The following is a 20,035-nucleotide window of genomic DNA, read 5'->3' on the forward strand; positions in this document are numbered from 1 at the left end:
TCCGGCACGGTCGGTGAGCCTCGGGACCCGCCGGGCGCAGCAGCCGGCAAGCGAGTCAGCGCTGGTCGTCCCGGTCGCGACGATGAGGAGGCGGTCGGGCTGGAGCAGGGGTCGACGACTCCCCGGCGCGGAACAGCCGGCCGAGCTGGTCATCGAGGATCCGCAGGGCCGCGGCGCCGTCGCGTTGCCCGCCCAGCACGCTGGAGCCCAGGCCGTTGGTCAGCGCGAGCAGCGCTGCCGCGGTCAGCGCCGGGTCCACGTCGGCTGCGACCTCGCCCGCCTCTTGAGCCGCGGCGATCTGTGTGGCCAGCAGTGATTCCAGCTTGTCGGGGTAGGTGGCGCCGTGCCGGGTGGCCATCTCCGCCTCGCTGCTGAAGACCAAGGTGTAGAAGCCGGTGTAGGCCCGCGTCAGCCGCACACTCTCCTCGTCGGTCGGCAGGATCGCAGTGAGCGTGCCGTAGACGACGGTGCGTGAGGTGACCGGGCCGAGAGCCCGGATGCTCGCCGACACCCGTTCGGTGAGCTGCTCGGCGAGGTAGGCGAGCGCGGCCAGCAACAGCTGTTCCTTGGTGTGGAAGTAGTACTGCACGAGCCGCAGCGAGACACCGGCCTCGGCGGCCACCTCCCGCATGGTGGCCGATTGCAGGCCACGGGTGCTTGCTATCCGCAGCAGGGCCTCACCGATCTGCCGTCGTCGCTGCTCGTGGTCCACCCGTGTCGGCACCGCTTGATGATACGCTCGTATCACAACAGGGTGCCGGACGGAGGCCACCATGCCAGTCGGCGAGTTTCGCAATGATCGGGCCCGCGACCGCTTCCTCACCGTCTACGACGATCTGGTCGCCCGGCTCTGGCCGTCCTCGTCGGTCGACTCCGATGTGGTGACGAGCTTCGGCACCACCCGCGTCCACCGGCTCGGTTCCGGCGAGCAGAGTCCGTTCGTGCTGCTGCCGGGCTCGGGCGGGCCGTCGCTGATGTGGCACGCGTACGTCGGCCGGCTTGCCGCATCTCGCCCGGTGATCGCGATCGACCCCGTCGGTGAGCCCGGCCCGTCGGTTCAGACCCGCGCCATCGACAACGGCGACGAATGGTCCCTGTGGCTTGACGAGATCCTCACGGCGCTGGACGTCAGCCAAGCCCATCTGGTCGGCACCTCGTACGGTGGATGGATCGCCTTGCGTCACGCATTGCGATCACCGGATGCGGTCGCGAGCCTGACGCTGCTCGACCCGGGCGGCTTCGGCAAGGTCGGGCCGAAGTTCCTGGCCTGGGTGATCGCGTGCGGACTGGCCAGCTTCACGCCCAGGCCGATCCGGCGCGCGCTGGCTCGGCCGCTGCGCAACCTCGCCTTGCGCGACGACGAGGCGATGCCGCTGGTCAAAGCCACTTTCGGCTTCCGGCGCAAGCACATCCTGCCCACCCCGCTCACCGACGACGAACTCGGACGCGTCATGGCGCCGACGCTGGTGCTGGTGGGTGGCCACAGCCAGCTGTACGACGCCGGGGAGATCGCGGCCACGGTCACTGCTCGCATGCCGCGCGCCGTCGCCGAGGTCATCCCCGAAGCGAGCCACGACCTGGTCCTGTGGCATCCCGACGAACTCGCCGCACGGATCGTCGCATTCGCCGCTGACACCCCGGTCCGCCCTGACGTCGTGTGACGACGGTTCACCGCTGCAGCAAGCCCTCACCCGTGACGCATGGGCTCAACCGACTCGCGATCCGGCACCGGTCACCTCGGCCAGGTAGCTCGTGCTCGCCCGTTCGGCGGCCGTGCGGTGCACGATGCCGGCGGGGCGCAGTTCGCGGTACAGCTCGACGCACCGCCACACGGCGTCGGCGCACTGGCGGGCGTCGTGTCCGGCGACGGTGTCGCGCAGCTCGGCGGCGAAGCCGGGAGCCAGGTCCTCGAGCCGGCGCACCCCGCGCGGCTCCTGACCACGGCTGGCCGAGTGCAGCGGCCCGAGCACGTTCTCGCGCAGGAAGCCGAGGAAGCCGAGGGCCTCGAACAGCTCGCCGCGGCCCAGCTTGGTGGCGGCGTAGTGCACCCAGACCCAGAAGCGGTCCTCGATGCCCTGCGCGTCGGGCGACGGCGGCGTGGCCGAGGTCCGGCGGAGCATGTCCGAGACGGCCGAGCCGCGTTCCCACAGCACCACCGGGTCCTCGGTGCGCCGGCCCAGTTCGTCCAGGCGCAGGAACTTGAGGTCCACGTGCAGCAGCGGATCGTCGAACAGGCAGATGAGCAGCCGCGGCTCGCCGACGTGCTCGCCGGTGAACGCCGCGAGCAGCGTGCCGCAGGACGCGGCGACCTCGTGCATGCCGGCCATCACCGCGGCGTGCTCGTCGTCCTTCACGACCACGATGAAGTCGAGATCGGAGTAGGCGTCCAGGGTGCCGGCACGCAGGGATCCGCCGGCCGCCAGGCCGAGGAACCGGTCGTCGGCGCTGATCGCGTTCCGCACACGGTGCAGAACGGCCGCGTGCTGTTCGGGCATGGTCAAGGTGCTCTCCGATCCTCCGGCCGCGCCCGCCCTCCGCCGGCGCCCGGCACATGCAAAGTGCTCCAGAATGCGGATCGGAGCCGCGCAGCGCAAGGGGATTCGGCTCAGGACGTCAGGATCTCCTGCGTGCCGATGACCGAGAGCAGCCGCAGCTTCTCGTAGCTTTCCGTGCCGGGTACGGCGGTGTAGACGAGCAGCACGTGCGAGTGCTCGGGGTCGACCAGCGACTGGCAGGTCAGCTGGAGCTCGCCGACCTCGGGGTGCACGAAGCGTTTGACGTCGGTGTGGCGTACGCCGATCTCGTGCTCGGCCCAGACGGCGCGGAACTCCTCGCTGGTGTCCAGCAGCAGGTTCAGCAGGTGCGCGGCCCGCGAGCCGGGCCCGCGCAGGGTGACCACGTGGCGCAGCCCGGAGGCGAACACGCGCGAGTGCGTCGGGTGGTCGTCGGGGTGGAAGAGCGCCCGGGAGGCCGGGTCGGTGAACCACCGGTAGCAGATGCTGCGCGCGGGCCCGGCGTGACGGGTGTTGTCGCCGGTCAGCGCGACGCCGAGCGGGGTCTGCCGGAGCGTCTCGCCGAGCTCGGTGATGATCTCGGCGGGGGTGTCGGCGAGCCGGTCGAAGATGCGCAGCAGGCCGGGGGCGATGTGCTCGCCGGCCGCGCCCCTCGGCGGCGGGTGGTGGCCGGCGAGGCGGAACAGGTGGTCACGCTCGTCGAGCGACAGGTGCAGGCCCTGCGCGATCGAGGCGATCATCTGCTCGGACGGGTGCGGCCCGCGTTCCCGCTCCAGCCGGCTGTAGTAGTCGGTGGAGATGTGGCAGAGGATCGCGACCTCCTCGCGGCGCAGCCCGCTGGTGCGGCGCCGCGAGCCGCGCGGAAGACCGACGTCCTCGGGCTGCAGCGACTCGCGGCGGCGGCGCAGGAACTCGGCGAGCCCGGCCCGATCGATCATGACGACGTTCCTCCAGCGTCTCGGTGGTTCCCGCCTGTTCTACCGCCGATCGTGCCCGGCAACCACGGACAGCCGATCCCCCTTTACCGGCCGGTCACCCGCGAAAAGGGGGGATCGACAGGCCGTGGCTGAGCCCGCGGCCGCGGCGCAGCCTGGAGAGCACCACCAACGATCGGAGTCACCGATGGCACGCCCGCAACCGGACCTCACCCTGCCCGACCTCACCGGGAAGCTCGCCCTCGTCACCGGCGCGAGCGACGGCGTCGGGCTGAGCCTGGCGACGCGCCTCGCCGGGGCCGGCGCCGAGGTGCTCATGCCCGTACGGAACGCTCGCAAGGGGGAAGCCGCGGTCGCCGCGATCCGGCAGCAGCATCCGCGGGCCGCGCTGTCGCTGCGGCGGCTCGACCTGTCGTCGCTGAGCTCGGTGGCGGCGCTGGGCGACGAGCTGCTCGCCGAGAACCGGCCGATCCACATCCTGATCGGCAACGCCGGCGTGATGACCCCGCCCGAGCGCCAGACCACCGCCGACGGGTACGAGCTGCAGTTCGGCACCAACCACCTCGGCCACTTCGCGCTGACCGGCCGTCTGCTGCCGCTGCTGCGGGCGGGACGGGCGCGGGTCACCTCGCAGATCAGCATCGCCGCGAGCGCCAATGCGATCCACTGGGACGACCCGAACTGGGAGCGGACGTACGACGGCATGCGCGCGTACAGCCAGTCCAAGATTGCTTTCGGACTGTTCGGCCTGGAGCTGGACCGGCGAAGCGAGGCCGGCGGCTGGGGCATCACCAGCAACCTGGCGCACCCCGGGATCGCCCCCACGAGCCTGCTGCAGTCCCGGCCCGAGGTCGGGCGGGCCCGGCCCACCCTCGGCGGTCGCCTCGTCCGCGCCCTCGGCAGCCGCGGCATCCTGGTCGGCACGCCGGACAGCGCCGCCCTCCCGGCCCTGTACGCCGCCACCTCGCCGGACGCGCGCGGCGCCCGCCTGTACGGCCCCGGCGGCTTCCAGCATCTGGCCGGCGCACCCGTCGAGCAGCCCCTCTACCGCCGGCTGCGCAGCGAGGAGGACGCGCGGCGCATCTGGCAGATTTCCGAGGACCTGACGCGTACGGCCTTCCCGGCGCCCGCGCTCTGACCCGCGGCCCGCGTCAGCGCGGCGGCGAACGAGCAGCAAGCGCCGAAACTTCCGTAGCCTGCCCGGCGAGCCTCCGAGCGGGCCTTCGGAGGTGAGCGCCGGAAAGGATCGTGAGCAGGCAAGACGTCGTACGCAGGGAAGCACAAGTTCCGGAATCGCTCCGCAACTTGTTGACACTCCGCGGCCTCCCTCGTACGGTCCAGTCAGGAATCGGCACTCGTCGATCTGACGACGAGTGCCGCCGCACCGCAGCGCGTACGACACCGCTCCCCGGGGGTCTGCCACCGGACCGCCGGGAATCCGCCGGGTCGTGCCGCACCGCTGCCGGCTCGCGGACCGCTGCCATGAGGAGGAAGCAGGAATGACAGAAACCGCTCCCCGACCGAGGCGCAGCCGGATGCGGCTGCTGCTGGGCGCCACGTGCGCCGCCGTGCTGAGCATCGCCGGCACGGTGATCGCGGCTCCGAGCGCCCACGCCGAGGCCGACCGGACCCTCACCTCGAACCTGACCGGCACCCACAACGGCTACTACTTCTCGTTCTGGAAGGACAGCGGCAACGCCAGCATGACGCTGCGCGCCGACGGCCGTTACTCCAGCTCGTGGGACCGCAGCACCAACAACTGGGTCGGCGGCAAGGGCTGGGCCACCGGCACCCGCCGCACCGTCACCTATTCGGGCACCTACAACCCGGGCAACAACAACACCTATCTGGCCCTTTACGGCTGGACCCGCAACCCGCTGATCGAGTACTACATCGTCGAGAACTTCGGCAGCTACAACCCCAGCAGCGGCGCCCAGCGACTCGGCACCGTCACCACCGACGGCGGCACCTACGACATCCTGCGCAGCCAACGGGTCAACGCGCCCTCCATCGACGGCAACCAGACGTTCTACCAGTTCTGGAGCGTCCGGCAGCAGAAGCGCAGCAGCGGCACCATCACCATCGCCAACCACTTCGACGCCTGGGCCCGCGCCGGGCTCAACCTCGGCACCAACCACAGCTACCAGATCATGGCCACCGAGGGCTACCAGAGCAGCGGCAGCTCCGACATCACCGTCCGCGAGGGCACCAGCAGCGGCGGCGGCAACCCCACCACCCCGCCCCCGACCGGCGGCGGCAGCAACTGCACCGCGACGCTCTCGGCCGGCCAGCAGTACGGCGACCGGTTCAACCTCAACGTCGCGGTGAGCAACGCCAGCAACTGGACCGTCACCCTCAACCTGGGCGGCGGGCAGAGCATCCAGAACAGCTGGAACGCCGCAGTCACCGGCACCAGCGGCGCCGTCACCGCGCGCCCGAACGGCAACGGCAACAACTTCGGCGTGACCATCATGGCCAACGGCAACTGGACCTGGCCCACGGTCACCTGCCGGACGAGTTGATCCTCGACGGGCGCGGCGGCCCCGTTCCGCCGCGCCCGTCGCAGTTCTGGTGCAGGGCAGGTCGCCCGTCGCTCCAGGTATCACCCTTGCGTCCCGATTCCCCCGTTACGCTGCGCGCAGCCGGGCGAGGGCGACCTGTTCCCTGCAACGTGGTCAATAGTGGTCGCAGCACCTTGTGGGAAGCATGCAAGACTGGTCGGGCTCCTTGTGAGGATCTTGAATGTCCTGGTGGGAGCCGTCGGAGCCGGTGAGCGTGCGGAGGTCAGTTGACGGCGGAGTTCGGGGTGCTCGGCGCGGTGGAGGCCACGATCGCGGGCCGGCCGGTCGGCCTCGGGCATGCCCGGCAACGCAGCGTGCTCGCCGCGCTGCTGGTCGAGACCGGGCGTCCGGTGCCGGTCGACACGCTGATCAACCGGGTCTGGGGCGAGCAGGCGCCGCAGCGGGCCGACGGCGCGCTCTACAGCTACCTGTCGCGGCTGCGGCGGGCGCTCGCCGACGCGGGCGACGTGGGCATCGAGCGCCGCCCCGGCGGCTACGTGCTGACCGCCGACCCGCAGACGGTCGACCTGCACCGCTTCCGCCGGCTGGTCGCGCAGGCGCGGGACGCGGAGTCGGACCGCTCCGCCGCCGACCTGCTCACCCAGGCGCTCGGCCTGTGGCGCGGGGAGCCGTTCGCCGGGCTGGACACTCCGTGGCTGGAAGCGGTGCGGCGGTCGCTGGCGAGCGAGCGGTTCGCCGCCGAGCTCGACCACAACGACGTGCTGCTGCGACTCGGGCGGCACACCGAGCTGCTGCCGTCGCTGTCCGCCGCGGTGGCCCGGCATCCGCTGGACGAGCGGCTGACCGAGCAGCTCATGCTCGCCCTCTACCGGTGCGGGCGGCAGGCCGACGCCGACGAGCAGTACCGGCGGATCCGCCACAGCCTGGCCGACGAGCTCGGCAGCGACCCGGGCGCCGGGTTGCGCCGGCTGCACGAGCGCATCCTGGCCGCCGACCCGACGCTGACCGCCGCGTCCCCGGCTCCGCTGCCGGCCGGGCCCACCGTTCCCGCGCAACTGCCGGCCGACGTACGGGCCTTCACCGGGCGGGTCGGCGAGCTGGCCGCCCTGGACCGGGCCCTGGCCCCTGCCGACGGCGACGAGCCGCCGCTGACCGTCGTGCTGCTGTCCGGCACGGCCGGGGTCGGCAAGTCCGCGCTCGCCGTGCGGTGGGCGCACCGCGTCCGGGAAGCCTTTCCGGACGGGCAGCTGTACGTGAACCTGCGCGGCTACGACACCGAGCAGCCCGTCGCGGTCGGGGATGCGCTGGCCGGCTTCCTGACCGCGCTGGGCATCGGCGGGCCGGAGATCCCGCCGGGCGTCGAGGAGCGCGCCGCCCGCTACCGGTCCGAGCTGACCGGCCGCAGGATGCTGGTGCTGCTCGACAACGCGTCCTCGGTGGAGCAGGTCCGGCCGCTGCTGCCCGGCGCCGGATCGAGCCTGGTCGTGGTGACCAGCCGGGACGCGCTGCCGGGCATGGTGGCGATCCACGGCGCCGAGCGGATCAACCTGGACCTGCTGCCGCCGGACGACGCGCTGGCGCTGCTGCGCCGGCTGATCGGCGAGCGGGTGGACCGGGAGCCGGCCGTCGCGGAGGACCTGGCGGCGGCGTGCGCCCGGCTGCCGCTCGCCCTGCGGATCGCCGCCGAGCTGGCCGCGGCGCGCACCGACGTCTCGCTCGCCGAGCTGGTGGAGGAGCTGAGGGACCACCGCGTACGGCTGGATCTGCTCGACGCCGGCGATCCGCGCGCCGAGGTCCGGGCCGTGTTCTCGTGGTCGTACCAGAACCTGCCCGCCGACGCCGCCCGGGTGTTCCGGCTGCTCGGCCTGCACCCGGGCGACACCGTGCACGTCGAGGCCCTGGCGGCGCTGACCGGGCTCGGGGCGGGCGAGGCCCGGCGGCTGGCCGGCGTGCTGGTGCGGGCCAGCCTGGTGCACGTCGGCCGCGGCGGCCGCTACGGCATGCACGACCTGCTGCGGGCGTACGCCGCCGAGCTCGCGGCCGGGCACGACCCCGAGCCTGACCGCAGGGCCGCGCTGACCCGCCTGTTCGACCACTACCTGGCCGGCGCCGTCGCCGCGATGGGCACGCTCTACCCGGACGACGCCACGGCCGGCGGCGACCCGGAGACGGCCCGCGGCTGGATCGAGGCCGAACGGCCCAACCTGGCGGCCGCCTGCACGTACGGCGCCGCCCACGGCTGGCACCGCTTCGCGATCGACCTCGCGCGCACGATGTTCCGCTACCTCGACGCCGGCGGTCCGGTCGCCGAGGCGGTGGCCGTCACCGCCTCGGCCGTGTCGGCGGCCCGGGCACTGGGCGACCGCGAGGCCCAGGCCCGGGCACTGTCCGATCTGGGCCGGCTGCACCGGCGGCAGGGCAACCTGCACGAGGCCGCCCGCATCTACCGGCAGGCGCTGGCGCTCTACGCCGACCTGGGCGAGCACGCCGACGAGGCGGTGGCGCTGCGCAACCTGGGCAGCGTCCACTGGCGGCTCGGCGACTACCGGCAGGCGGCGGAGCACTACCGGCAGGCGTGGTCGTCCTACCGGCGGCTGGGCGACGACGCCGGGCAGGCGGACGCCTCCGTACGCCTCGCCCTGGTCGACGCCCGGCTCGGCGACCAGGCGCAGGCCACCGAGCGGCTCCGGGCGGCGCTCGAGCTGGTCACGCGGCTCGGCGACTGGTTCAGCGAGGCGTACGTCCTCTCGCTGCTGGCCCGCTTCTCCGCGCAACCCGCCGACGCCGAGCGGGCCGCCGCCCGCCTGGAGCTCAACCTCGACTCGGTGCGGCAGGCCGGGGACCGTACGGCCGAGGCGTACGTGCTGACCGACCTGGCGGCGATGCAGGCGCGCGGCGGCCGGCTCGGCGAGGCGGCGGACCACCTGCGCCGCGCGCTGCTGCTGCTGCGGCGGATCGGCGACCGCGCCAGCGAGGCGGAGGCGCTCAACGACCTCGGCCGGGTGCTGCGGGCCGCGGGCGAGGCGGGCGAGGCGCGCGCCCAGCACGAGCAGGCGCTCACCCTCGCCCGGGAGATCGGCGACCGGTACGAGCAGGCCCGCGCCCACGACGGCGTCGCCGCCACCCTGGACGACGCAGGCGGCCGGCCGCACCGCGATCTCGCCCGCCGGCTGTTCGCGGAACTGGCGGTGCCCGCCGCCCCTGACCTCGCGGTTTGATCCACCGACTTTGCGCCGGGGCCGCGGCCAGGCACAATCTGTCGTCGCAGCACGCGCCGACCACGGGGGACCCGCCATGAACTTCAATGGCTTCATTTCGTACAGCCACGCCGCCGACGGCCGGCTGGCCCCGGCCGTCCAGCGTGGTCTGCACCGTCTGGGCCGGCCCTGGCACCGCCGGCGCGCCCTGTGGATCTTCCGGGACCAGACCGGCCTGTCGGTGACGCCGCGGTTGTGGACGTCGATCCAGACGGCGATGGACAGCTCGGAGTACTTCGTGCTGCTCGCCTCGCCCGAGGCCGCGCAGTCGCCGTGGGTCAACCGCGAGATCGAGCACTGGCTGGCCACCAAGCCGGCCGACCGGATCCTGCCCGTGGTGACCGACGGCGAATGGGCGTGGGACCCGGTCCGCGGCGACTTCACCGACGACTCGACGGCGGTGGCGGCGGCGCTGCGCGGGGTGTTCGCCGAGGAGCCGTTCATCCTGGACCTGCGGTGGGCGCGCGGCAGCGAGCACCTGAGCCTGCAGCACTCCCGCTTCCGCGACGCGATCGCGCAGCTGGCCGCCCCGATGCACGGCGTGAGCAAGGACGAGCTGGAGGGTGAGGACGTCCGGCAGCACCGCCGGGCCAAGCGCCTGCGCTCGGGCGCCGCGGTCACCCTCGTGGTGCTGGCCCTGCTGGCGTCGGCCGCGGGCATGTCGGCGGTCCGCAACGCCGAGCGGGCCCGGGCCGCGGCCGCGGAGGCACTCCGGCAGCAGGGCGTCGCGGAGTCGCAGCGCAGCAGCGCCGAGCGCTCCGCCGAGGAGGCGCGCCGGCAGCAGGAGCTGGCGACCCAGCTGCAGCAGCTGGCGGCGCAGCAGCAGGTCCGGGCGGCGCAGGCCAGGGCCGAGGCGGAGAAGTCCGAGCGGCGGGCGCGCGACCAGCAGGAGCTGGCCGACCATGCCACGGCCGAGGCGCGGCGCCAGCAGTGGCGCGCCGAGCAGGCCAAGGACCGCACGCGCGAGCAGCAGGAGCTGGCCCAGAAGGCCGCCGAGCGGGCGCGGGAGATGCAGGGCGAGGCGCAGCGGCAGGCGAAGATCGCCGAGGAGCAGCGGCGGCTGGCCCACGAGGCGGGCGAGGAGGCCGCGCGGCAGCAGGCCAAGGCCGACGAGCAGCAGCGGCTCGCGGTCAGCCGCCGGCTGCTGAACCAGGCCGTCGTGACCATCGGCGAAGACCCGCAGACCGCCCTGCAGCTGGGGGCCGCGGCCCAGCGGATCTACCCGGACACGACCACCCGCCGCCAGCTCGCCGGCGTGGTGTCCTCGACGCGGTACACCGGCACGCTCGCCGACGTGACGGCGACCGCGTACGCACCGGACGGCGTGCTGGCGGCGATCGGCACCGACAACCGGCTGTCGCTGTGGAACGTGTCCAACCCGGTGAAGCCCGTGCGGCTCGCCGTGCTCCCGACCAGGGTGGCGACCGACGGCGTGCTGGAGTTCAGTTCGGACGGCAAGACGCTGGCCGTCGTGGACGCGACGTACGAGGCCGTCCTGTTCGACGTCGCCGTCCGGTCCCGCCCGGTCCGGCTGTCCACGCTCAAGCACGACGGCGACGTCACGACCATGTCGTTCAGCCGCGACGGGAGGCTGCTGGTCACGGGTGACGGCGCCGGCGACGTGAAGGTGTGGAACACGGCCGACCGCAGGCACCCGCGGCAGCTCGCCGTCGAGTCGCGGCGTCCCTATCCGGTCATGCAGGTGGCGCTCAGCCCGAACGGGCGCCTCCTCATGGTCGATCAGGGCCGGTGGACGCCGGTGTTCGACCTGACCGATCCGGCCCGTCCGGTCAGCATGAGGAGCGTCTTCAGCTTCGGCTTCGTGCCGATGGCGTTCAGCCCGGACGGGAAGACCCTGGCCTACAGCGGCAGAGTGGCCGGCACGGTGACCCTGCTCGACATGACGAGCATGACCCCGGCAGGCATGGCGAAGGAGCTGAACGCGCAGGCGCAGAACCTTCCGCCGGGAAAGCCCGCGCTGCCCGGGACGACCACACCTACGGCACCGGTGCCGCCGCCGCCCCTGCCCGAGAGTCCGGACGACGCCGACGCGTCCGAGGAGCCCGTCCGGACGCCGCCGCCGCTGCCCGACCAGCCCGACGTGCCCGATCTGCCCGACCTGCCCGACGACGAGGAGACGTCCGAGGCGCCGGTCCGGACGCCGCCACCGCTGACCGACCAGCCCGACGACGAGGACACGCCCGAGGCGCCGATCCTGCCGCCGCCGACGATGCTCGACCTGCCCGAGGAGGAGGAGCCGCCGCCCTCGGTGTCGGGCCTGTCCGGGGACGCCACCACGGTGGAGTTCAGCTCGGACGGCAGCATGCTGGCCGCCGGTGACGCGAGCGGGACCGCCGTGGTGTGGGACCTGACCGGTTCGACCAGGCCCACCGCGCTCGCCACCGTCCGGGCCCGCGGTCCGATCACGACGGTGGCCGTCGACCCGAAGGCCGGCACGCTGGTCACCGCGGACTCGACCGCGACGGCGACCGAGTGGACCGTAGGGCTGCCCGGTGCTCCCGAGCGTCTGGCCACGCTCGGGGTTCCGGACGAGGCGCCGCGCAGCACGGTCTTCAACCCGGACGGTCGTTCGCTGGTCGTCGCCGGCTCGGACGGCAAGGCGCGGACGTGGAACACCACGAACGTCGGCCGTCCCGTCCCGGGTAAAGACTCGACGCTGCGCACCGAAGCGGTGCGGGCGGTCGTGTACAGCCCGGACCGCCGGAAGGTCGCGACGGTCGCCGACGAGAGCGGGACGCTGACGGTGGCGGACACCAGGCGGCCCGCCGCCGCGACGAAGCTGACCACCCTGACCGACGAGCTCTGGGGCACCAACGCGATGGCGTTCAGCTCCGACGGGCGGACGCTGGCCGTGGTCGACAGCAACACCACCCTGCTGCTGTGGGACGTGGCAAATCTGTCCCGTCCGGTCCTGCGGGCGAAGGTGACCGGCGCGAGCTTCGGCGCGGCGGTGGCCTTCAGCCCCGACGGGCGCGCCCTGGCCACCGCCGAGGAGGAACGCCCGGTGATCAACCTGTGGAACCTGGCGGGCGGCTCCGCTCCGGCCCGGGGGGCCACCATCACCGGCCACAGCAGATCGGTGGACGCGCTGACGTTCAGCCCCGACGGGCGCACCCTGGCGAGCGGCTCCTCCGACGACGCCACGATCCTGTGGGGCGTCGCCGACCGGGCCCGCCCGCACCGGCTGGCCACGCTGACCGGCGAGGGCAGGTGGGCGAGCCGTTTGCAGTTCAGCCCGGACGGTCGCACCCTGGTCACCGCGGGCGCGGAGTCCCGGGCGACGATCTGGGACACCACCGTCCCGGCCGAACCGGTCCGCCTCGCCACCGTGCAGGCCGGCGTCGGCGCCACGGCGAGCGGGGTCACCTTCCGGAGCGACGGGCGCACCCTGGCGGTGACCGGCAGGCGCGTCCACGAACCCGCTTCCGTCTCGCTGTGGAGCTACAGCAAGCTGAACACCCTCCGCGCCGACCCGGCCCACTACGCCTGCGCCGTGACCGGCCGCGGCCTGACCGCCGACGAGTGGGCCCGCTACATCCCGGAGGTGAAGTACCGGCGCACCTGCTGAGCCCGGACTGCCGGCCCTCAGCGGTTGGTGGGAGCCGCGCAGGTGCCCGGCGGCGGCGAGGGCACGCTGAGCTGGGCGAGCGACTGGTTGACCTCGGTCTTCGTCGCGAGCTGGCGGTACTGGCGGCCGATAACGACGTCGATCACGTCGCTGGTGCGGGACGCGCTGTATTGGGGCTCCGCCTCGCCGAGGAAGAACGCCCGGATCCACTGGGCGGCGCCGACCGTGCGCGGGCCGTAGCGGACGACGGCGATCCCGGCGTACTTGTTGCGGCTCGCGGCGGTCGGCTGCATGCGGAAGCCGCGGTCCCGGAAGTCCGTGGTGACCCGCTCGCCCAGCCCCGCGGTGCCGGTGCCGTTGAGCACCCGGAGCGTCACCTGGGAGGCCTGGTCGGGAAGGCGGAGGTCGACCAGCGGCACCCCGGGCGGGCAGTCCCGCCGCGCGGTGGCCCCGGCCTGGCTGTCGCGGACCACCGTCACCACCACGGCCACGATGGCGACGGTGACGAGGAAGGCCACGACCAGGGTCGCGCGCACGCGCGTGAAGCTCATGCCTGCCATGACGCGCCCGGCCCCCATTTCGTGCACTCCGCACCCGGATTCATGACCAATGACACACCGGACGGGTCGTGGTCACAACCCACCGATGCTCAGCCGTGACCCGCCCGGTCCGTCGCGCGGCCTATTCCGGGGCCGGGCGGGAGAAGACCCACAGCGCTCCCCCGTGGCGCCGCGGCGGCCCGGGATGCGACGCTGGGTGGCGGCGAGCCGAAGTCTTCAACACCGAGGGCATCCGGCGTGCGCCTCTGCCGGAAGTTGCCTCGTGATACTCGTCGACTCCCTCGAGTGCTGCCCCTCCGCGATGCTGCGGGGCTCCGTCGAACGTCGTGAGCCCACCGTCCTGCTGCGCCTGCACGGCGAGGTCGACCTCGACACCGCCGACCATCTGAGCCATCTGCTCGACCTCGCCGGACGGGGCCGCCCGCAGCGCGTCGTCGTCGACCTCGCCGGTGTCGGCTTCCTGGGCGCCGCGGGCCTGCGGCCGCTGGCGGCGTACGCGTACCGCCTGGCCCGCGGCGACTGCCGGCTGGACGTCACCAACGCCCGGCCCGTCGTCCGCGAGGTGTTGCGGATCGGCGGGATCCCCACCGCACACGCATGAAGCCCGGCACCCGGGGGTAGGCGGCACCCGTCGAGCCCACCCCCGGGGAGGAACGATGACGGGCACCGCGATGCCGATGATCGAGACCTATCCGAAGCCGATCAACCTGGACCGGTCCCGGCTGGCGGCCGCCATCGACGCGCTGACCGCGTGCGCCGAGGCGTGCACGGCCTGCGCCGACGCCTGCCTCAGCGAGGACCAGGTCGCCGGCCTCACCAAGTGCGTCCGGACCAACCTGGACTGCGCCGACGTCTGCGCCGCCACGGCCCGGGTGCTGTCGCGGCACACCGGCTACGACGCCAACGTCAGCCGCAGCCTGCTCGAGGCCTGCGTCACGGTCTGCAAGGCCTGCGGCGACGAGTGCGGGCGGCACATCGACATGCACGAGCACTGCCGGATCTGCGCCCGGTCGTGCCGGGCCTGCGGCGAGGCCTGCCGCGACCTGCTCGAGGCCATGGGCTGACAGACATCGACGTACGGCGTTGGAGTTGGCACTGCCCGACCGGTGTCAGCCCGCGCCCAGGGGGTAGGCACCCATCGATGCCTGACGAACGCGCCGGCGGGAGGTGACCCCTTGCGCGCGAAGACGGCGGCGGCCGCCCTGCAGCGCACCGCCCGCCTCCTGTCCCTGCTCGGCCTCGTGGTGGCCGCCTACTTCGCGTTGAGCCTCCTGGACCGTGCCGCCCGCGCCGACGACGGCTTGCCGGGCGCCGTACGGGACGAGGTCGCCCAGCGGGTGACCGAGCCGCGCAAAGTGGAGCCCCGGGCAGCCGTACCGCGCGACGCCGCACACCCTCGCGAAGCGGAGCGCCGGCCGTCTCCCACCCGAGAAGCCGATCAACGGACGGCCGTACCGCGCGAGGGCGCACGACGCACGGCCCTGCCCCGCGAGGCAGCGCGACGCACGGCCCTGCCCCGCGAGGCAGCGCGACGCACGGCTGCCCCGCACGCGGTGAAGCACCGGACATCCCTGTTGCGCGAAGCCGAGCACCAGACGGCCATACCGCGCGGGACCGCGAAACGCACCGCTCCGCCGAGCACGTCGAAGGCCCGGACCGCCCTCCCCCACCCGGCCAAGGCCGGGACTGTCCTTTCGCGCGCGGCCGAGCACCAGACGGCCGTACCGCGCGGGGCAGCACGACGCACCGCCCTGCCGCGCGAGGCAGGCCTCTCGCCCGCAACCGAGCAACAGAGGGTCGTGCTTCGCGGTGTGGAGCAGCGGACGGCTGCAGCCCGGGTCGTGACGCGTAAGGCCACGGTCCGGACGCCGGCTGCGGTCCGGCCGCGGGTCGTCTCGGCCGTCAAGGCAGCTTCTCGCAGCGTTGCGAACCCGCCGGCTCCTGCGTGGAAGATACTTGCCCGGACGACTGCCATCGAAGTGTCGGCACAGGACCGGCTCGTCGTCCGGAAGGTGCCCGCGGTCGCGGCCCTGCTGCCCGAGCGTCTGCGGAACGTGCCACGCACGATCATGCACAAGAGCGCGACGGCCCGCCTGCTCGCGCCCACCGCCGAATCGTCGCTCCCGACCTTGCCCGACCGGCACGCCGACCTGAATCAGCTGGTCATACGCGCTGCCGCCCCGCTGCCGCCCGGCTTGAACGAGCCCGCCGTTCGCGCACTGACGCTCCCGGCCGCCCTGAACGCCGCAGCCATCCTCCCGGCCGGCCTGGACCACTCAGTCGTGCCGGCCCGGGCACCCCTCACGGCCGCCGCCTCGAACAATCCCGTCGTGCCGGCTCAGGCGCCCCTCAACGCTCTCGTGGTGCCGGGTCCGGCGTCTCTTGTGGCCGGCTTGATCAGTCCCGCCGTGCCCACAACGGCGACGGCGACGGCGTCCGAGCCGACCAGCGGCTGCGTCCCCTCGGCTTCACGGATGCGGCAGAACTCCACGGCACCGCCCGGCATCCGGCCCGGCGGGACCGTGACCGGCTCGGGCCCCTTCCCGGCCACCCCCTCACCGGCTCCCCTGCATCCCGGCGACCACTTCGCGGGCGCCGGGCACGTCCGGGACTCGGGCGGCGGCAGTGGGCCTCCGGCGGGCACCGTCCCGCCGGGCTGGTGGCCGCGGTTCGCGGCTGCCCTGCTTCCCGTGCCCGCCGATGCGAGCACCTCCGGACGTACCGTCCGGTACTGCGGTCCTCCCAGCTGAACCTTCCGGTCCGGAATCGGGCCGACGCCGGCGCAAAGACCCGGCGGCGGCCATCAGCCGGCTCCCGGAGACCAAGGCCCGAGGACGCCGGCTTCCCACCGCAAGGCTTGATCCTGGCTGGGAGGCCATCGTGATCCGCATACTGCTCGTCGAACCCATGAACCTGTTACGCGGCACTCTGGCCGCGACCCTGTCACTGGAAGAGGATTTCGCCGTCGTCGCGGAGCTGGGCTGCCTCGCGGAGGCGCTCGACATGGCCCGCGCGGTGCCGCCGGACGTGGCGGTCGTCAACGCCGGGCTGCTGGCCGGGGACGGTCTGCGCCTGCTGGGCCGGCTCGGCTCCGAGCAGCCGGGCTGCGCCACGCTGGTGCTGGCGGCCGCGGACGCGCCGGGGCTGCTGCACCGTGCGCTGGAGGCCCCCGTACGCGGCGTCATCGGCACCCAGGCGGCGCCGAGTGAGCTGATGCGCGCCATCCGGCGGCTGGCCCGGGGCGAACGCGTCATCGACGCGGGGCTGGCCGTCGCGCTGGTCGCCGCCCCGCGCAGCCCGCTGTCGGCGCGCGAGCTGGACGTGCTCAGCGTCGCCGCGTCGGGGATGCCGTCGGCGGAGATCGCCGCCCGGCTGCACCTGGCCGCCGGCACCGTCCGCAACCACATCTCGGTGATCCTTCGCAAGACCGGGGCCCGCAACCGGCTCGAGGCCGTCCGCGTCGCCGAGGACGCCGGCTGGCTGCAGTGACGGCCGCGGGCCAAACGTGACTGTTGTCAGCACAGCCCGTGACAGCGCTCACTGGGGCGCGCCGGGGCGGACATCGACGATCGGTGGGACGGGATTTCCCAACAGCAGGAGGAACGATGAACCATCGGCAACGGCTCTCGATGATCGTCGTGACAGTGCTCGCGGCGCTGGGTCTCGCCGCCGCGGGCACGAACGCGGCGGCCGCCGCCCCCAGCACCCCGGCAGCGGCGCCGCCGGCCGCCACGGCCGTCCCCACCACGCCGGTCACCGGCACCTTCACCGACGCCGCCGGGGGCACCGGCGCCTTCGCCGGCAGCTTCACCCCCACCAGGTTCGCCGCGCGGGGCGGCAGCCTCGTGGCGATCGGCACGCTGACCGGCACCCTGACCGACTCGACCGGCGCCACCGTCGGCACGGTCACCCGCACCGTCAGCGCGCCCGCGGCGATCGCCCAGGCGACCTGCCGGGTCCTGGACCTCACCCTCGGCCCGCTGCACCTCGACCTGCTCGGCCTCGTGGTCGACCTCAACCAGGTGCACCTGGTCATCAACGCCGTCCCGGGGCCGGGCAACCTGCTCGGCAACCTGCTGTGCGCGATCGCCGGCCTGCTCGACGGCACCCCCAGCGCCGGCACGCTCGCCGCGATCCTGACGTTCCTGCTGGCCCTGCTGGGTCAGCTCTGACCGGTACGCCGTAGGCGACGCAGCCGCGCCCCCCGGGTGCGGCTGCGTCGCCGGAGCCGGGCGGGAAGTAGCGTGTCCGGCATGGTCAGCCGTGTGGAGTCCGCCGCCGCCACCCGCCGGGCGCTGCTCGACGCGGCCGCCGAGCTGCTCGACGCCGGTGGGCCCGACGCCGTGACGCTGCGCGAGGTCGGCGCCCGGGCCGGCGTGAGCCGCGGGGCGCCGTACCGGCATTTCGACCACAAGGAGAGCCTGCTGACCGCCGTCGCCGCCGAGGCGTGGAGCAGGGTGGGCGCCGGCATCCGCGAGCTGCGCGCGAACACCGCCCTGTCCGCGGCCGACAAGCTGCGCGGCGCCCTGACCGCGTTCATCACGATCGGCCGCACCCAGCCCCACCTCTACCGGCTGATGTTCACCAACCCGGCGGACGACCCGGAGGCGCTGGCCCGCGCGGCCCGGTCCAGCCAGGACGAGTTCCTGGCGATCATCGCGACGCTCGTCGACGAGCGCGACGCCCCGCGGTACGCGGCCCTGCTGCTGGCCGGCGCCAACGGCATCATCGCCATGGAGGTCAGCGGCCAGCTCGCCGGCGACAAGTGGCACACCTCCGCCGAGGACCTGGTCGCCGCGCTGGTCGCCATCGTCGCCGACCCGCACCGGACCGCCTGGCCCACCGCCGGACGCTAGGGCTTCGGGAAGTACGGCCGCAGGCCGGCGGCGAGCAGGCGGTCGAGCAGCCGGTCGGGCACGATCCGCGGCAGGAACGTGAACAGGGCGCCGTCGCGGCCGACGGTGTAGCGGGCACGCGGGCGGCGGTCGGTCACCGCCCTGGCGATCACACGGGCGGCCACCGGCGGAGGTGTCGCGCCGGCGGTGGCTGCGGCGAGCTGGGCGCCGACGGCCTGCGTCAGATCGCCGTAGAGCTCGCGCAGCTCCGGGGCAAGCCCGGCCGCGCGGCGGTCCAGGCTGGTGACGCCGCGGTCCAGGGACCCGGTGCGGATGTAGCCGGGCTCGACCACGATCACCCGTACCCCGGACCGGGTGACCTCGCGCCGCAACGAGTCGTGCACCGCCTCCAGCGCGAACTTCGTTCCGGCGTACGGGCTCCACCCGGGCAGGGCGACCTTGCCGGCCACCGAGCTGATCGTCACCACCCGGCCCGCACCGCGGCGCAACGCCGGCAGCAGCGCCTGGGTCACCGCGATGGGGCCGAAGACGTTCACGTCGTACGCGTGCCGCAGCTCGCCGATCGGCACGGTCTCCACGGCCCCGAACGCGCCGGTCCCGGCGTTGTTCACCACCGCCCGCAGCGGCCGCCGCCGGGGGTCGCCGGCGACGCGGGCGGCCAGCGCCTCGATGTGCTCGGCATCGGTCACGTCGAGCATCACCGGTTCGATCCGGTCGGCCCGCACGGCGTCGGCGTCGGCCTCGCGCCGGACACCCGCGAGCACGTGGAAGCCGCGGCGGGCCAGTTCCTGCGCGGTGGCGGCGCCGAGCCCGGCCGAGGCTCCGGTCACGACGACGAGTTCCTGTTCAGGTGACATTGTCATCTCGATGAGCCTGCAGCATCGAGATGACAATGTCAACCAAATGGCGGACGGGTCGCCTAGCTTGCCGCGACCGCGTCCTCGTGCCCGCAGCGGAACGGCGCGACGCCGGCGGCCATCCGGATGCCGCCGAGCAGGTGGGCCAGCAGCAGCGGGTCGGTGTAGTACTCCGCCTTGTGGCCCATCGCGGTGTAGAAGGCGCGACCCCCGTCGTACGGCTGGCACCACGAGACCGGGTGATGCGGGCCCATGCCGGGCGAGCCGCCGGGGACGCTGTAGCCGCGCGGGTCGTAGGTCCGTTCGTCCACCTCGGCCAGCACGCGGACGGTGCCCCGCGGGTTGGTGCGGAAGTTGTACCACTCCTCCTCGCGCTGCCAGCGCCGCGGCAGCGGCCGGGTGGCGGCGGTGTCACGGCCGAAGACCTTCACCGTGGCGACCTGGAACTGCGGGTTCACCGACCCCGGGTGGTCGCGGAAGTACGCCCCGACCAGCCCGCCGTACCAGGCCCAGTCGTACTCGGTGTCGGACGCGGCGTGGATGCCCGCGTACCCGCCGCCGGCCCGGATGTAGCGCTCGAAGGCGGCCTGCTGCGGCTCGGTCAGCACGTCGCCGGTGGTGCTCAGCCACACCACGACGTCGTACCGGGCGAGGTTCGCGTCGGTGAACGCCGCCGCGTCCTCGGTCGCGTCGACCCGGAAGTGGTGCCGGGCGCCGAGCTGCCGGATCGCGGCCACGCCGGCCGGGATCGAGTCGTGCCGGAACGCCGCGGTCTTCGAGAACACCAGCGCGCTGAACCGGGGATGCCCGGACGCCGCCGCCGCGGCCGGGCCGGTGAGCCCCGCCGCCACCGTGATCGCTGCCACCAAGATCCTGAATACGAGCCTCATGACCCCTCCTCGAGCGTCGTGCGCCTATCCGGGCCTTCGATCGAAGGGTATGACTT

Annotated in this window: 17 protein-coding genes; 11 read left to right on the forward strand and 6 right to left on the reverse strand. The window is 73.7% G+C overall.

The annotated features are described in order from the left end of the window. Positions 1-55: 55 nt before the first annotated feature. Positions 56-724 carry a TetR family transcriptional regulator C-terminal domain-containing protein gene (locus tag ACSNN8_RS31650; protein WP_436653638.1) on the reverse strand — a complete coding sequence of 223 codons (669 nt, stop codon included), beginning with the start codon at positions 722-724 and terminating at the stop codon, positions 56-58. A gap of 49 nt (positions 725-773) precedes the next feature. On the opposite strand from ACSNN8_RS31650, the gene ACSNN8_RS31655 reads away from it, so the two are divergent. After that, on the forward strand, positions 774-1,661 hold the full coding sequence (locus ACSNN8_RS31655; RefSeq protein WP_436653639.1) for an alpha/beta fold hydrolase: 888 nt from the start codon (positions 774-776) through the stop codon (positions 1,659-1,661). A gap of 45 nt (positions 1,662-1,706) precedes the next feature. On the opposite strand, the gene ACSNN8_RS31660 is transcribed toward ACSNN8_RS31655, so the two are convergent. After that, positions 1,707-2,501, reverse strand: a complete 795-nt coding sequence (locus ACSNN8_RS31660; protein ID WP_436653640.1) for a hypothetical protein — start codon at positions 2,499-2,501, stop codon at positions 1,707-1,709. 104 nt (positions 2,502-2,605) lie between these two features. Beyond that, a complete protein-coding gene (locus ACSNN8_RS31665) occupies positions 2,606-3,451 on the reverse strand; it encodes a helix-turn-helix transcriptional regulator (RefSeq protein WP_436653641.1) in 846 nt (281 codons plus the stop codon). 184 nt (positions 3,452-3,635) lie between these two features. Between ACSNN8_RS31665 and ACSNN8_RS31670 the strand changes: the two genes are divergently transcribed. From ACSNN8_RS31670 to ACSNN8_RS31685, 4 genes are all read left to right on the forward strand, one after another. Continuing rightward, positions 3,636-4,586, forward strand: coding sequence for an SDR family oxidoreductase (locus tag ACSNN8_RS31670; protein WP_436653642.1), 951 nt, complete (start codon positions 3,636-3,638; stop codon positions 4,584-4,586). A gap of 361 nt (positions 4,587-4,947) precedes the next feature. Continuing rightward, positions 4,948-5,970, forward strand: a complete 1,023-nt coding sequence (locus tag ACSNN8_RS31675) for a glycoside hydrolase family 11 protein (protein ID WP_436653643.1) — start codon at positions 4,948-4,950, stop codon at positions 5,968-5,970. A 266-nt stretch (positions 5,971-6,236) separates the two neighbouring features. Beyond that, entirely contained in the window at positions 6,237-9,188 is a 2,952-nt protein-coding gene (locus ACSNN8_RS31680; RefSeq protein ID WP_436653644.1) for a BTAD domain-containing putative transcriptional regulator, read from the forward strand. Between the two features lie 76 nt (positions 9,189-9,264). Continuing rightward, the gene (locus ACSNN8_RS31685; RefSeq protein ID WP_436653645.1) at positions 9,265-12,816 is read left to right on the forward strand and encodes a TIR domain-containing protein; all 3,552 of its coding nucleotides are present in this window, start codon (positions 9,265-9,267) and stop codon (positions 12,814-12,816) included. A 17-nt stretch (positions 12,817-12,833) separates the two neighbouring features. On the opposite strand, the gene ACSNN8_RS31690 is transcribed toward ACSNN8_RS31685, so the two are convergent. After that, the gene (locus tag ACSNN8_RS31690) at positions 12,834-13,367 is read right to left on the reverse strand and encodes a LytR C-terminal domain-containing protein (protein ID WP_436653646.1); all 534 of its coding nucleotides are present in this window, start codon (positions 13,365-13,367) and stop codon (positions 12,834-12,836) included. 271 nt (positions 13,368-13,638) lie between these two features. Here ACSNN8_RS31690 and ACSNN8_RS31695 point away from each other — a divergent pair, with 271 nt between their 5' ends. The 6 genes from ACSNN8_RS31695 (at position 13,639) to ACSNN8_RS31720 (ending at position 18,232) form a co-directional block, all read left to right on the forward strand. Then, on the forward strand, positions 13,639-13,977 hold the full coding sequence (locus ACSNN8_RS31695) for an STAS domain-containing protein (protein WP_436653647.1): 339 nt from the start codon (positions 13,639-13,641) through the stop codon (positions 13,975-13,977). A 55-nt stretch (positions 13,978-14,032) separates the two neighbouring features. Continuing rightward, on the forward strand, positions 14,033-14,440 hold the full coding sequence (locus ACSNN8_RS31700; RefSeq protein WP_436653648.1) for a four-helix bundle copper-binding protein: 408 nt from the start codon (positions 14,033-14,035) through the stop codon (positions 14,438-14,440). Between the two features lie 915 nt (positions 14,441-15,355). After that, entirely contained in the window at positions 15,356-16,126 is a 771-nt protein-coding gene (locus tag ACSNN8_RS31705) for a hypothetical protein (RefSeq protein ID WP_436653649.1), read from the forward strand. A gap of 130 nt (positions 16,127-16,256) precedes the next feature. Further along, on the forward strand, positions 16,257-16,865 hold the full coding sequence (locus ACSNN8_RS31710; RefSeq protein ID WP_436653650.1) for a LuxR C-terminal-related transcriptional regulator: 609 nt from the start codon (positions 16,257-16,259) through the stop codon (positions 16,863-16,865). A 116-nt stretch (positions 16,866-16,981) separates the two neighbouring features. After that, positions 16,982-17,548, forward strand: a complete 567-nt coding sequence (locus ACSNN8_RS31715; RefSeq protein WP_436653651.1) for a hypothetical protein — start codon at positions 16,982-16,984, stop codon at positions 17,546-17,548. An 81-nt stretch (positions 17,549-17,629) separates the two neighbouring features. After that, positions 17,630-18,232, forward strand: coding sequence for a TetR/AcrR family transcriptional regulator (locus tag ACSNN8_RS31720; RefSeq protein WP_436653652.1), 603 nt, complete (start codon positions 17,630-17,632; stop codon positions 18,230-18,232). On the opposite strand, the gene ACSNN8_RS31725 is transcribed toward ACSNN8_RS31720, so the two are convergent. Next, positions 18,229-19,095, reverse strand: a complete 867-nt coding sequence (locus tag ACSNN8_RS31725; RefSeq protein WP_436653653.1) for an SDR family NAD(P)-dependent oxidoreductase — start codon at positions 19,093-19,095, stop codon at positions 18,229-18,231. The genes ACSNN8_RS31720 and ACSNN8_RS31725 overlap by 4 nt on opposite strands. A 56-nt stretch (positions 19,096-19,151) precedes the next feature. Continuing rightward, positions 19,152-19,979: a ThuA domain-containing protein gene (locus ACSNN8_RS31730; RefSeq protein WP_436653654.1), complete on the reverse strand. Its 828-nt coding sequence runs from the start codon at positions 19,977-19,979 to the stop codon at positions 19,152-19,154. Positions 19,980-20,035 lie beyond the last annotated feature (56 nt).

Origin of the sequence: Actinoplanes sp. URMC 104 (genome assembly GCF_051386375.1) — a bacterium.
In the GTDB taxonomy this organism is placed as follows: Bacteria; Actinomycetota; Actinomycetes; order Mycobacteriales; family Micromonosporaceae; genus Actinoplanes.